Below are 14,629 nucleotides of genomic sequence, written 5' to 3' on the forward strand. Positions count from 1 at the left end.
AAAGGGGGAAGGACTACAACTAGGAGTTGGAATCATGATTAGAGTGCTGCTTGTGGATGATGAAAAAGAAATTCGTGAAGGTCTGAAAAAAGTTTTCCCATGGTCGGATTACGGTATTGATGAAGTGATCGCAGCTGATGACGGAGATACAGCACTCCAAATTTTTCGTGATATGAGGCCCGATATTCTGATTACTGATATCAAAATGAATCGAATGTCGGGAATTGAATGTCTAAAACATCTGTATAACGAAGGCTTCCCTATGGGCAGTTCAATCGTAGTCAGCGGTTATGATGATTTTGATTTTGTTAAACAGGCGCTGCAGCTTGGTGTCATGGATTATTTATTAAAGCCAATTCGGTTGGATGAATTGAAAGGAGTCGTACAAAGAGCGGTTGATCTAGTACGGGCAGAACGTCTTCGCAGATTCAATCAGGATTTTCTGGAAAACAATGTGAAGCAGGCGATGCCTCGCATCCAGGAACAACTGCTGCAAGAATTAATTAAGAAGGATAACCAGAACCAGCTGGACTCGCGTATTCGGCATCGCCTAACGAGTGTGAATCTGGATTGGCTTCTGGAAAGCTCGGTTGTTCTGCTTCTGCTCGAAATTGATAATATGAAGGCCATCGAGCAATCCAAACGGTATAAACACGAAAAAGAGCTGGTTCTTTTCGCCACAGACAATGTGATCGTGCAAACGTTGAAAGAGGAGAGTCAACGCCAATTTACGATTTTTCGCGATGCCAAGGATCGCTGTGTCATTATGTTAGAGCATACACAAGGGGAAGACACAACAACCAGTCTACAATTGGCAGAGCTTCTGATTGAACGTATTAATAAGTATGTCAAAGTAAACGTCAGTATCGGAACGAGCGCGGCATCCGACAAATTTTCCAAACTGGCAATGATCTACAACGAGGCCTTGGAAACACTGGAGCACAAAGTAATCTATGGTGGAAATCGGGTCCTGATGACTGGAGAGCATGGAGAGGATAAAGAATTCGCTGAGATTCATTTGAGCGAGCTGGATGCGCTTCTGGATCTCGTCAAGTATGGGTCGGAGCAGGAAATTGTGCAGCAGATGGACGAATTCCCTGAGTTGGTTCGTACTTGGTCCTATACGAATATCCGTGATATTCAACAGAAGACCTTTGAATGGCTGCTTGAATTTTTTAAAAAGGCATCGGCTGCGGGATATAAAGATTGCTGGTGGGAGCATAATGTCATAGCATTATGGGAGCAGTTGGAGCAGTACGATACGATGGAGTCTCTTCAGATTCAGACAACGAGATATCTAATGGAAGTGTCCCGTGGCTTTGGGCAGCTATCCCAATCGCATAACCAGATCTTAATGACAGCTGAGCAATATATGAAGAAAAATTACGCAGACAGCTTAACCCTGCAAAGCGTGGCAGAACAAGTGTATGTGACGCCTGTATGGCTTAGCAAGTTATTTAAAAAGGAAAAACAAAACACGTTTCTGGAATATTTAACGGATATTCGAATGGAGAAATCCAAAGACCTGCTGGGCGATATTCGTTATAAAATTTATCAAATATCACAGCTTGTAGGCTATAAGGATCCCGTTCATTTTGCCAAATTGTTTAAGAAAACGACAGGCATGACGCCTAAGGAATATCGCAACTTAAGAGGCATTCAGGATGAATAATTCAAGACTCATACCGAATGGCTCATTTCGCAGGAAAATTATCGTTTTGTTCTTTTGTCTAATTCTTGCGCCCTTTTTATTTTTTTCCTATTATTCGTATCATCAGTCTACTAAAGGCATATCGGACGCCAGTGAATCTTTCTACATAGCTTACTTCATGCAAAATCGGAAAAATTTTGATGCCTATCTAGACGGTTTAAACAATAGCATCAACGATATTATTGGAACCAAACAGCTTCAACAGCTGCTGGATACGAAACCACAAACACCGGAAGAGGACAGCAATGTAGCCGTTGAGATGGCGAGCTTCATTTATCAGAAACAACTCCTGCTTGGCAGCGCAGGCGCGTTCCGTTTGCGTATATATCCGGTTCATCTGGAGGACTACCCGACGTTCACTAAAAATTTGGATGATGGCAGCGGCTTAGCTGAGCAGGCATGGTTCCGCGATGAAATTTCACATGGAAAGCCAACTTGGCGTTTGTTTTTACCACAAGACAATCCGTCTTTTTACCCGACACCGTTAATAACGAGGATGAAACAATTTACAGGCTTGTATGATAATGAACCTCGGGGAATTATTGCGGTAGATATTTTGGAAGATCAAATGTATCGATTTGTAACGCCACCACAATCTCTCAAGGGGCAGGAGTCTTTCATTCTCAATGATGAAGGACGCGTGCTCTCGCACACGAAGAAAGAGCTGATCGGTTCCAATATCAATTCGGCTGCCTTATTAAATGTCATTAAACAACACAATGAAGGAACCGAAATTATTAATCTTGGCAATTCCCAATCTCTGATTACGTATGCCCGTTTAACCGATGAGCCTTGGGTCATGGTCAGCAGCATTCCGCTAGCGACTTTAATGAGTCCCATTCAGGAAATAACGAAGCTGACGGTCGTATTTGTTGTGGCTTATATCGTTTCCTGTGTGGGTGTGATCATCTACATAACGCTGCATTTTACCAATCCGATTATGCGGCTGGTTCGATCCATGCGAAAGCTGGAACAGGGTGATTTTCAAACGACGCTCGTTCAAACGAACAGACAGGATGAAATCGGGTGGCTTTACAACGGTTACATTCAGATGACACAAAAGATCCAGCAGCTGCTTCAAGAAGTATATGTGTCGGAACAGGTCAAGAAGGAACTGGAATTTCAGGTGCTCAGTCACCAAATCAATCCTCATTTCCTGTATAACACGCTTGAATCCATCCGTTGGAAAGCGGAGTCTCATCACATGGCTGATATTAGCGAAATGGTTGCTTCGCTGGGAAATCTTTTGCGACTCAGCTTGAATCAAGGGAAGGAATTGACGACTGTACGCAGAGAGTTGGATCATTTGAAAGCCTATACGCACATTGAATCTGCCCGATTGGATCGTCCGCTGCGCGTTGTGGTGCTTGTCGATGAGGGCTTGATGGAACTGCCAGTCCTGCGTCTGCTGCTGCAGCCATTAGTGGAAAATGCGATTCATCATGGGATACGCGATCAATTGGACAAGGGGAAGATCGTACTGACCGGTAAATGTGATGGGGGTCAGCTCATCTTCGAGCTGTCAGACAACGGGAAAGGGATTCCAGAGCAGGTTTTGCAACAAATCCATGATGGCCGAATCGGAGAGGAGCGCAGTGGGACTCGTCAGGGCGTAGGATTGTGGAATGTGCATCAACGGCTCAAGCTCTATTTTGGCGAAGAATATGGGCTGAGCATTGTATCCGCGCCGATGGAAGGAACGCATATAACGATCAGGCATCCCATCCTGCAGCAGGATACAGAGATCAAATGAAGTGAAGGAAACTCTACTTGGAGTGATGGTGACCCACGAGCTGGACACTTTGGAAGAAAGTGCCGGCTTAAGGGTCATTTGTGTTTTCAGCGGACATTCAATTCATCAGGCTAATAATGCGGGGTGAAAGTTTAAGTCTGCCTCATAGTTTATAAATGGCCCAGACCGTACAATAAAGACATCAAGCAACACACCTTCATGATAGAGAGATTAGGATAGGAGAGGAAGAGAATGGGTGTGACGAAGAGATTTCTGGGGGAAATGGCGAGGAATGGGTCTGTCTACTTGATGTTTGTACCTGTTGGGCTGCTGCTTCTTGTGTTTAATTACATGCCGATGGGAGGGCTCGTCATTGCCTTTAAAAATTTCGATTTTACTCAAGGCATATTTGGCAGCAGCTGGGCGAATCCGATCTTCAACAATTTTAAATTCCTGTTCAATTCCGAATACGCGCTTCGGGCGCTAAGGAATACGATTTTCCTGAATTTATTATTTATTTTCTCAGGATTGATATTTGAAGTCAGTCTGGCGCTGCTGCTCAACGAAATCCGCAACAAAGCATTCAAAAAAGTAGCTCAATCCTTAACGTTTCTGCCCTACTTTATTTCATGGATCGTTGTGGGTGTGTTTACTTACAATCTGCTGACAGATGTTGGGGCTGTCAATTCCATCATCTCGTTTTTTGGATTTGAACCGATAGACTTCTTCAGCAATCCTGGCCTATGGCCGGCAATCCTGGTGTTGATTATGCGCTGGAAAGTAACAGGATATGGCAGTGTCATTTACTTGGCCGCATTGACGGGGATCGACGCTTCTTACTTTGAAGCAGCTGCAATCGATGGAGCGAACAAATGGCAGCAAATCCGCTATATCAGCTTGCCGATGCTGAAGCCAACTATTATTATTCTAACATTACTCGCTATCGGACGGATTATGAACGCTGACTTCGGCATGTTCTATGCAGTTATTGGCGATGCTTCGACCTTGTATCCAACCACAGACGTCATCGATACTTTCGTATACAGGGGTCTGAGAGTGAACGGTGATATCGGAATGTCAGCTGCTGCCGGGTTTCTGCAATCGATTGGCGCTTTCATCCTGGTGCTGGGAAGCAATCTGATCGCCAGAAAAATCGATAAAGATTCCGCGCTGTTCTAATTGACGACAAAGGATGTTAGATTCATGACAATGAAACGATTTCAATTTTCTCAGCTTATCATGATGATATGGATTTCCCTATTTTGCTTGTTCTGTCTCATCCCTTTTGTGATGGTCATTAGTGGTTCCTTAAGCACGGAGGCGGACATAGCCAAGCATGGTTACACACTGGTGCCGCTTCATCCCAATCTAACCGCTTATCGTATGTTATTTCTGGGTGCAGAACGTATCATTGATGGTTATAAAATCAGTATTTTCGTAACCATCGTAGGCACTGTGCTGGCTGTTATCGTCAATTATCTCGGCGCCTATGCGATGGCAAGGAGAACATTGAAGTATCGCAATGCATTATCGATCTTTGCTCTGCTAACGCTGATGTTCAATGGGGGATTGGTGCCTTGGTACATCATTTGTGTGAATTATCTGCACTTGAAGGATACCGTTTGGGCATTGATTTTGCCACCGCTGGCGCAAGGCTTTAATTTATTCCTGATTCGTAATTTCTTGCAGTCGATTCCGGAAGAGCTTTTTGAATCCTCGAAGATTGACGGTGCAAGCGAATGGAGAATCATGCTGCAAATTATAGCTCCGCTAGCCAAGCCGGTACTGGCAACGATATCTTTATTCGTCGCTTTGAATTATTGGAATGACTGGTTTCTTGGGCTTATGTTCGTCGATAATCAAAAGCTTCAGCCTCTGCAGCTTATGCTGCGGACCATTGTAAGCAACGTCGAGTTTCTCAAAAGCTCCACCAATTCGGCTGAAATGCAGCGGGTATCGGCAACACTTCCTACCGAGGGTGTCAAGATGGCTGTAACCGTAATCACGATTGGACCGATCATTTTTCTATATCCATTCCTGCAAAAATACTTTGTCAAAGGTTTAATGGTAGGCGCCGTTAAAGGATGAATCCAAGCTATTGCAGCCATCGCTGTTTAGTATATTGAATCCAATCAATTGAAGGGGAGAGTCATATGAACAAGAAACCGTTTACTACGCTGCTTGCAGCGACCATGCTCCTGAGCGGTGTGACCTTGACCGCGTGCAGCAGTGATACGAAACCATCAGGGAGTACACCAACAACACCAACAGCAGCAGCTGATACCCAAAAGCCGACATCCAAAGAAGAGGAGGTCACACTGAAATTTTATTTTGGCGGGGATAAGAAGTCAAGTACAGATGAAGTATGGAAGGCTGTCAGCGACTATGTGAAATCCAAAGGCTTAAATGTTAAATTTACAGTGAATGTAATACCTTTTGGCGACCCCTATAAAGAAAAATTGCTTGTCATGTCAGCATCCGGTGATGATTGGGATATGAATTACGATGGGGATTGGTTGGCTTACCGCCAAATGGCTTCCAAGGGTGCGTATCTGGGGCTTAACGACTTGCTTCCCAAATATGCGCCGAATTTGAATAAAAAGTATCAAGAACAAGGGACTTTAGCGGCTGCTACGGTGAATGGGCAAGTGGTGGCACTGCCATGGACGATGAAAATGAGTCAAAGGCCTTTTGTGAAATGGCGGGCTGATTTAACGAAAAAAGCGGGTATTGAGCCAGCACCGGGTTCCATCAAAACCTTGGAGGATCTCGACAATTTGGCGCATCAAATCAGAAAAGCTTACCCTGACATGAAGGTGGCTTTCCCTGTAGTTCCAACTGTGCTATCCGGTTTCTTTGAATTGCGCGATGAGTTGAATGATTTGTCGGCGCAGGGGGGCAATCAGCTCGTCGTGGAGCTGAATGATTCAACCTTTAAAGTAAAAGCCTTGGAGCAAACGAAAACTTACAGCGACATGGCTAAATACGCGCAGAAATGGTATCTCGATGGCATTATTAATAAAGATGTTCTGGTTGATAAAGAAGATCCGGGTCCTAAGTTTAGAAATGGTAAAATGCTGCTCGCTAACAGCTCCCACGAATGGGCAAATGCAGAAGAAAATTTCTCGGATAAATCGTCTGAGCGTTCATCTTCCCAGCTGTATCCCGATAAAAAATTCCCGAACCGTACAGCATTGGCAAATGTTGTAGCAATCAATAAAAACTCGAAACATCCGGATCTGGTTCTTCGTTTCCTGGATATGATTGAGACAGACCAAAAGCTGTATGATCTCGTGCAATATGGGGTCGAAGGCAAAAACTATATATTGGATGGCAAAACAGCGAATTATCCGGCTGGGATGAACGCCACAACAAGTAATTACATGGAATGGGGCGGGCAATGGGCGCTCTGGAAGCCGCAATTTATGAGACCGAATCCGACTTATAAAGAAGGCTTCTGGGTAAAAGAGGCAGAATTCGCCAACGACCCAAGCAATATTACGAACCCGCTGGATGGCTTCTTTGTGGTCAGCGACAAGATCAAGAACGAGCTGGCGCAGCGCGATCAGGTTCAAAACGAACTAGGCCGGGCGATTGAAGCCGGTGCTGTAAAAGATGCGGATAAAGCAGTAAGCGAGTATATTGAGAAGCAAAAAGCAGCAGGCTTGGATCGGATTATTGTTGAGGTTCAAAAACAGGTCGATGCTTTCATCGCTGCAAAGAAAAAGTAAGGTAGAGGGTCGCTGTGCAGAACGGCGACTCTTTTATTTACTGAATGTAAAAGAAGCAATGGGCTCGTACATCGGTGTTTTTTTAAGATGGCTTTCATATAGCTTAAATTCATTGACCGACTTGTACAAAGTAGACTCCGATACGTGTGGGACCAAATTTGTAATAGAGAATGGGATAGAGTCACCTTTATAGCGTCGAGCGATGGTCAAATGAGGGTGAAAATCGCGGTTTTCCTTGAGGAATCCGAGTTCAGTCATACTATTATCTATATTTTGCTGTAAGTTCATTAATGGTAACAGATCACCTCCCACACCTGCCCATAAAATACTGGGTGAAGCGTGAGGGCCAAAGGTTCCCCATTCTGTCAGCGTTAGTTGAAAGGGCTGGGTCGTTTCAGCAACGTGAGTTAACAGTTTAGATAGCCGCTCGTATTGTTCAACGGATGTATCCCCTAAAAATTTCAGCGTAATATGATAATCCTCAGGGTGTGTCCATTTTTGAAAAGGAAGCTTGGGTTGGAGTCTTGTCATCTGTTGAGTCAATTGTTGTTTCCATAGTTCGTCTATAGGAATGGCGATAAATAATCGCGATGATTCGATACTCATAGGCTGCACAGATCCTCACTTTCAATGATCAACTTATTATGCTTGATTTCACCAATCTTATGTATGCAAGAGGCTGCCAATGAAACAGCAGCCTCGTTGCAGTGACCGTATTAGGAATATTAGAGCGGAATCGACTGTAATCAAAGATGCCATGTTAATCGGTAATATTTTTGGTGTAGTATTCGATAATATCTTTACGGCGAATAATACCGATAAACACACGATTATCGTTTACGACAGGTACAAAGTTTTGATCAGCCGCAAGTGCCAGCATGTCCTCCATTTGTGCATTAATCGAAACACATTCGATCTTGAGGCGTTTTTTGATGTCAATTACGGAGACACTATTCATATTATCAAAATCTAGGCCAGGGGTATTTTTCAGCTTCCATAGCAAATCGCCTTCCGATAGGGTGCCTACATACTTCCCTTCACTGTCAATGATGGGGATTGCCGAGTATTGGTGATGCTCCAAATGTTCCATAGCTTCTTTCATGGACATGGAGGTGGTAATATAAGCAACATGATCTTTGGGAAACAAAAAAGAAGATATTTGCATAGGTCAGGACTCCTTTACTCTGGATTTATATAGGCTACCTTAATTATTACATAACCTCAGGTGGAATGTAATGTTAAATGGTAGCAGTGTGGGCAATATAGAGGGATTCAGGGAACATATAACCAGGTATGCAGCTGAAACGACAACAATTGCTTGATACTACTGTAATACGAATGCAGGGTGAAGTGCAATTCCTCTTGAGTTCAAGATCGATCATGACAAGGATACACGGGTAGACAGTCAAAACGTCCAAACACAGAATAACATTCCGCATATAACTAAAACGTGGAGATATCTGATGATTTGGGGTGATGACTTGAAGTACTGGAATAATAAGCTGGGAAAATATCGGGCGCTGATGAATAATAAGGAATTGGCCCATCACTTGCCACCGACGAGCCTTGTCAATAAAACAAACGTAAGAGGGATGCTTGAGAAATATCGTGCTGTGTATCTAAAACCAAGCCACGGCACAGGGGGCTTTGGTATTTTTAAATTGTCTCGCAGTGCAAAAGGCTATCGACTGCAGAATGGCACACGAAGCCGATTCTATACCACGTTCGATGGGGCCTATGCAGCTTTCGTCAAAGAAAAGGGGAAGAAAACCTACCTCGTTCAAAAAGGCATCCCATTACTCCACTTCCATGGTCGTCCGTTCGATCTACGAGTCATGGTACAACGCAGTCCAGAGCGAAAGTGGGAAGCAACAGGAATTGTGGGACGCTTAGCTCGACCCCATAAGGTCGTGACCAACTATCATAGCGGTGGGAGGCCGATGCCTGCCCATGAATTGCTGGCCCCTTTTATGCCCAAAAACAAGCAAGTAACCTATGTAGCTGGACTCAAGACGTTGAGTGTCAAGATCAGCAGACATATGAGAGGCGTTTTCCCACGGTTTCGGTCATACGGGGTGGATATAGGAATTGATGGAAAATTGAAGCCGTGGATAATTGAGGTCAATACCTCGCCGGATAAATACATCTTCAATGCTCTTACAGATAAGAGGATGTTTCGCACCATCATGCGCTACTCGAGGCTTGGAAGATAGACAGCCAACCCTCATTCCAGAAGGATGAGGGCTTTTGATGTACCAAAGTTATTGAGACTATCCGGAATATCGTCCATTTTGGTTTATAAGGTTATAAGGTTCAGGTAGAAGATTTGCTATGTGTCGTGGAACTGAGATGATGAATTTGCTCTTCAAGGACCATACTTGCTTTACCAAGAAACTGTGTGATGAACTCAAGCTCATCATCTGTATAGGACGAAGCCAATTTAACCATCGCAGTGTGAAGGGGGAGGTAGGTATTGCTGACCTCTTCTTTATTTTCATATATAGGCACAATAATCACTTTGCGACGGTCATTGGGGTCATTTTCCCTGCGAACAAAACCATTTTTTTCAAGCCGATCAATTAATGCAGTGACGCTGCCAGTAGCAAGCCCGGTTAGTTTGGAGAGCTCACCGGCGGTGATGGGACCTTTTTCGTGCAGGATATCTACGGATAAAAAATCATTATTGTATAACCCCAGAGAGGCAGCTACATGCTGTTGATATAATACAGTTCGGTTTCCCAAGCCTCGCATGCGTAAGGTGAAATTCTCCTGCAACTCTGTTGGTTGATCTTGGTCTTCGCTTGACAAAAGAAAACCCTCCTTTTAAGATATATATATATATATATATCTTGACTATCGAGATATTAGATAACAAAGATACTAGATGGACGTATATTTGATTGAGTTTATTTTATCGAACTTCTTGCTAATTTGCAAAGGGGCTAGGCATAAAATGAGGAGGATTTTTGTGAAAGAATCCATTGTTATCAAGGGTGCAAGGGAGAATAACCTGAAAAATGTCTCGCTTTCGATTCCTAAGTACAAGCTGGTTGTGCTGACAGGGCCATCGGGTTCCGGCAAATCGACATTGGCTATGGATACGCTTCAGCGGGAATGTCAAAGACAGTATATGGAATCCATGGGCTTGACGTCGGATTCGATCGGCAAGCCGAAGGTCGAATCTATTGAAGGCTTGTCCGCTTCCATCAGCGTTGGACAGCATGTTACCAACCGCAACCCGCGCTCAACGGTCGGGACGGTGACAGACATATACACGTATGTCCGTTTTATTTTTTCCAGACTGGGTGATCGGATATGTCCCTCTTGCAGCGGCAGCATCCCGCCTTCTTTTGAACCTGCAGGACTGCTGGCAGAGGAAGACGAGGACATGGAACGGCGGATGATGCGTTGCCCACATTGCCATATAGAGCTTGAGAAGCTGGGAATGTCCCACTTTTCGTTCAACAAGCCTGAGGGCGCCTGTGAAGCTTGCAGTGGACTTGGTCATGTGGCAAGTATTAATGAAGCTGCGGTTTTTAATCCGGAGCTCAGCTTGCGCGACGGGGGAGTCGCTTCTCTGAATGGTGTCCATCGGGATATACAGATCCGCATATTAATGGCTGCCGCGAAGCATTATGGATTTGACCTTGACCCTGATCAGCCCTTGAAGGAATACGGTGATATTCAGCATGACTTGCTGTACTACGGAGTGGAGAGCGAGGCATTCAAGCGCCATTATCCGAATGTGAAGCCTGCCCAAGGTACTAAATTTGAAGGTGTCATTCCCGGTTTGTGGCGGCGTTACAAGGAGAAGGAGGGTGAGTCTAGCGGCCATGAAAAAGACGGAGGTTTTTTTCATGAACAGCTATGTCCAGGATGCTCTGGCGCTCGCCTGAAGAAAGAAATTCGTCAAGTTCATGTAGCTGACGCCTCAATCTCCGATGTTTCGGATTGGTCGCTCGGTGATGTATACGAGTGGACCCAAGGATTGCAGGCGGCGCTTCCGCCCGAAGGGCTTCATCTGCTTGAGCCTATTCTCCACGATATGCCTACAAGGCTAAAACGCAATATGGATGTCGGACTCAGCTATCTTTCTATGAACCGACAGACCGTAACACTGTCCGGAGGAGAAGCACAACGGCTGCGGCTTGCATCGCTGCTTGGTTCAGGTTTGACAGGTGTGCTGTATATTCTGGATGAACCAACAACGGGGCTTCACACCCGGGATACAGTTGGCCTTATTCGGGTGCTGCAGGAGCTGCGAGATTTGGGCAATACCGTGCTTGTTATCGAGCACGATATCGAGATGATGCGTGCTGCCGATCACATTATCGATATCGGCCCTGGAGCTGGAGTATACGGCGGAACCGTAGTAGGGCAAGGCAGTCTGGAGGATTTGATAGCAAGCGAGCTTTCGGTTACGGGGGCTTATTTAAGAGAAGAAAGTCTCCCGACTTCTGCACGCGTCCGCAGGAAGGGGAGTGGACAATATATCACGATCAAGGGGGCACAGGTTCGCAATATTCATATTCCGCTTGTTTCCTTTCCACTTGGCAGATTAGTTTCCGTAACAGGGGTCTCAGGATCAGGCAAATCTACGCTTGTATTCGATATCCTTGCACAAGGAAATCCCAAAAGAAATGAGCAGACGGGATGCAAAGAAATGACGGGTTTGGAGCAGGTTGGTAATATCGTTATTTTTGATCAAACGCCAATGGGGAGAATTCAACGCTCGAATGTCGCCACTTATACGGATGTGTTTACACAACTGCGCCAGTTGTTTGCTGGATTGCCTGAAGCTAGGGAACGAAAGCTGACTTCGAAGCATTTTTCATTTAATACTCCGGGAGGTCGTTGCGAGACATGCCAAGGCTTGGGTGTGCTATCCGTTGATATGAATTTCCTGCCGGATCTGGAGGTAAAGTGCCACGACTGCAAAGGGAGAAGGTTTACGGATGAGGTGCTGAGCGTCCAGTATAAGGGTTTCTCCATCTCGGATCTACTGAATATGTCGGTGCAGGAAAGCCTGCCAATCCTCAAGTCGGAGACGAAGATTGCGGGTATCATTGGGATGCTGTGTGAGGTCGGGCTTGGTTATCTGAAATGGGGCCAATCGGTCAAAACGTTGTCGGGTGGGGAAGGACAGCGGATCAGACTGGCGAAAGAGCTGAGTAAGCCGTCCAAAAGTCATACACTCTATTTGTTGGACGAGCCTACAACTGGCCTCCATCCGTCTGACATCAAACAGCTTCAAGTGCTGCTAAATAAGCTGGTCGAAACGGGAAATACCGTTGTCGTTGTCGAGCACAGTTTGGAACTAATCCGGGAATCTGACTGGGTGATTGATATTGGCCCGGAAGGAGGTGCAGCGGGTGGCCGGCTTGTAGCCGAAGGTACACCGGAGCAGGTTGCCGAGGTGTCAGCTTCTTACACAGGTAAGTTCTTGAAACGGGTTTTGGCCCAAGGACTTTGATCACAGAAGTTCGTATGAGAAATGGAAACACATATCTAAGCTCAGGCGGAGACGACGCTTGAGCTTTTTTTGATGAAAGCCCTTTAATAAGAAAACATTAAAATTAAAGGTCAATGTATAATTTTTAATTTAATATTGTAGATCATGAGTCATAATTGCCTTAATATCTGTATGTAAAATGGCGGATTTATTTTGTAAACTTATACCTACTCGGCGAATACTCGCTTGGGAGATGGATTCACTAATCCACAAAATCTAAATAGGAGATGTTTCCAAATTGAGAAAGCACAATATTTCTGCCGCGCGAAGTGCCACCGCCAGCACTACGTCTTCTGACCGTCTCCCATGGGCAGGTTTACTTGCCTTGGCTATGGCCGCTTTTATTTGTCTCTTCACTGAGACCATTCCAGCCGGCTTGCTGCCCCAGATTAGTGAAGGGCTGGGAATCTCGGAGGCCCTCGCTGGTCAACTAGTTACTTTGTATGCGTTCGGTTCCCTCTTGGCCGCGATTCCTTTGACAACCGCAACAAGAGGTTGGCGGAGACGGCCGCTGCTGCTGCTGATCATGGTTGGTTTTCTTGTGTTCAATAGCGTCACCGCTATGTCTTCCAATTATACACTTACGCTGGCTGCCCGTTTCCTTGCTGGGGTATCAGGTGGTGTCTTATGGGGAATGGCAGCAGGTTATGCCCGTCGAATGGTGCCGGATGCGCTCAAGGGGCGAGCCTTGGCAGTGGCAATGGTCGGTTCGCCACTCGCCCTGGCGCTCGGTGTTCCTGCCGGAACATTCCTCGGCACAATGGTCGGCTGGCGTACAGTGTTCGGGATCATGTCGCTGCTGACTGTACTGCTGGTTGCCTGGATATCCTGGAAGATGCCGGACTTTGAAGGGCAGTCAACGGAACAGAAATTACCGCTCCACAAAGTTTTCGTTATGAAGGGGATTCGCCCCGTATTGGCTGTTGTTCTGGTATGGGTGCTGGCTCATAATATTCTTTACACTTATATTGCGCCTTACCTTGCTCAGGTCGGGCTTGCCCGTCGCGTTGACTTGATACTGCTTATTTTCGGCATGACATCGATTGTTGGGCTCTGGATTACCGGTATGTGGATTGATCGTATGCAGCGTCGATTGGTACTGATCAGCCTTGCTGCTTTCGCCTTGGCCGCTATGCTGCTTGGCATTGGCAGCAGTCAGCCTATTGTGATCTATTTGGCGGTTGCCTTGTGGGGCCTGACGTTCGGCGGAGCGGGTACCCTGCTGCAAACGGCAGTGGCCGAAGCCGCTGGCGAGAGTGTAGACGTAGCCCAATCGATGCTGGTAACGGCATGGAATCTGGCCATCGGCGGGGGCGGCTTAATCGGCGCTATTTTACTCGAAGCTATAGATGTCCGTTCCTTCCCGTGGGTCTTGTTTATTTTGCTGCTCTTTGCTCTGCTGGTAGCGTGGAGCGCCAGAGAACATGGGTTCACTTCAAAGAAGCATGGTTGAGCTCATTTGATTCTTCAACAGCTGGAATGAAAGGTTTATGGTCGACAGGTGAAGACATGACAATCAGAATCGTGTACGTGCCATATTTATTGCAGTCATTGCCAAACTGTTCAAGAGAGCGAATGGAGTCGGTCATCACTTTTAATAAATAATTGTGTTCCCCACTTATCCGGTGACACTCTGCGACATGGGGAGACGTGCGGACAAATTCGAGAAATGAATCACACTCTCTAGTCTGAAACAGGAAATAAGCAGCTGCTTGTTTCCCCGTTTTCTCGGGAGAAATGATGGTGCGGTATTCCTCAATAATTCCTTTTTCCTCCATGCGTCGCACTCTTTCTGTTACCGCAGGTTGGGATAGATTAACAGATTTACCCAGTTCTGTCATCGAAATTCTTGCTTGATTTTGAAGATGGAAAAGGATTTGTTTATCAACTTGATCCACTTGGATGTCCTCCTTTAATTTTAAGGTCATTTTAACAAAATATAT

The 14,629-nt window shown here is 45.6% G+C and carries 12 protein-coding genes; 8 read left to right on the plus strand and 4 right to left on the minus strand.

The annotated features are described in order from the left end of the window. The first annotated feature begins 34 nt into the window (after window positions 1-34). The 5 genes from OB236_RS25660 (at window position 35) to OB236_RS25680 (ending at window position 7,174) form a co-directional block, all read left to right on the plus strand. A complete protein-coding gene (locus OB236_RS25660) occupies window positions 35-1,672 on the plus strand; it encodes a response regulator (RefSeq protein WP_262686493.1) in 1,638 nt (545 codons plus the stop codon). Further along, a complete protein-coding gene (locus OB236_RS25665; protein WP_262686494.1) occupies window positions 1,665-3,464 on the plus strand; it encodes a cache domain-containing sensor histidine kinase in 1,800 nt (599 codons plus the stop codon). Before OB236_RS25660 ends, OB236_RS25665 begins: the two co-directional genes overlap by 8 nt. A 231-nt stretch (window positions 3,465-3,695) precedes the next feature. Further along, the gene (locus OB236_RS25670; RefSeq protein WP_262686496.1) at window positions 3,696-4,622 is read left to right on the plus strand and encodes an ABC transporter permease; all 927 of its coding nucleotides are present in this window, start codon (window positions 3,696-3,698) and stop codon (window positions 4,620-4,622) included. Window positions 4,623-4,646: 24 nt separating this feature from the next. Next, window positions 4,647-5,531 (plus strand): carbohydrate ABC transporter permease, encoded by an 885-nt coding sequence (locus OB236_RS25675; RefSeq protein WP_262686497.1) that lies wholly within the window; start codon window positions 4,647-4,649, stop codon window positions 5,529-5,531. Window positions 5,532-5,596: 65 nt separating this feature from the next. Continuing rightward, a complete protein-coding gene (locus OB236_RS25680; RefSeq protein WP_262686498.1) occupies window positions 5,597-7,174 on the plus strand; it encodes a DUF3502 domain-containing protein in 1,578 nt (525 codons plus the stop codon). Window positions 7,175-7,207: 33 nt separating this feature from the next. Here OB236_RS25680 and thpR read toward each other — a convergent pair whose 3' ends face one another. Next, the gene (gene thpR, locus OB236_RS25685; RefSeq protein WP_262686499.1) at window positions 7,208-7,780 is read right to left on the minus strand and encodes an RNA 2',3'-cyclic phosphodiesterase; all 573 of its coding nucleotides are present in this window, start codon (window positions 7,778-7,780) and stop codon (window positions 7,208-7,210) included. A gap of 154 nt (window positions 7,781-7,934) precedes the next feature. Next, window positions 7,935-8,339, minus strand: coding sequence for a CBS domain-containing protein (locus tag OB236_RS25690; RefSeq protein WP_262686500.1), 405 nt, complete (start codon window positions 8,337-8,339; stop codon window positions 7,935-7,937). 298 nt (window positions 8,340-8,637) lie between these two features. Here OB236_RS25690 and OB236_RS25695 point away from each other — a divergent pair, with 298 nt between their 5' ends. After that, window positions 8,638-9,387: a YheC/YheD family protein gene (locus OB236_RS25695; RefSeq protein ID WP_262686501.1), complete on the plus strand. Its 750-nt coding sequence runs from the start codon at window positions 8,638-8,640 to the stop codon at window positions 9,385-9,387. 100 nt (window positions 9,388-9,487) lie between these two features. Here OB236_RS25695 and OB236_RS25700 read toward each other — a convergent pair whose 3' ends face one another. Beyond that, window positions 9,488-9,925 carry a MarR family transcriptional regulator gene (locus OB236_RS25700; RefSeq protein WP_262686623.1) on the minus strand — a complete coding sequence of 146 codons (438 nt, stop codon included), beginning with the start codon at window positions 9,923-9,925 and terminating at the stop codon, window positions 9,488-9,490. A gap of 217 nt (window positions 9,926-10,142) precedes the next feature. Here OB236_RS25700 and uvrA point away from each other — a divergent pair, with 217 nt between their 5' ends. Together uvrA and OB236_RS25710 are read left to right on the plus strand one after the other, a co-directional pair. Continuing rightward, the gene (gene uvrA / locus OB236_RS25705; RefSeq protein WP_262686502.1) at window positions 10,143-12,647 is read left to right on the plus strand and encodes an excinuclease ABC subunit UvrA; all 2,505 of its coding nucleotides are present in this window, start codon (window positions 10,143-10,145) and stop codon (window positions 12,645-12,647) included. 277 nt (window positions 12,648-12,924) lie between these two features. Continuing rightward, entirely contained in the window at window positions 12,925-14,139 is a 1,215-nt protein-coding gene (locus OB236_RS25710) for an MFS transporter (protein ID WP_408638514.1), read from the plus strand. Here the strand turns inward: OB236_RS25710 and OB236_RS25715 are convergent. Continuing rightward, window positions 14,117-14,584, minus strand: a complete 468-nt coding sequence (locus OB236_RS25715) for an Lrp/AsnC family transcriptional regulator (protein ID WP_262686503.1) — start codon at window positions 14,582-14,584, stop codon at window positions 14,117-14,119. The two genes, OB236_RS25710 and OB236_RS25715, sit on opposite strands and share 23 nt — an antisense overlap. Window positions 14,585-14,629 lie beyond the last annotated feature (45 nt).

It is taken from the genome of Paenibacillus baimaensis (genome assembly GCF_025567575.1).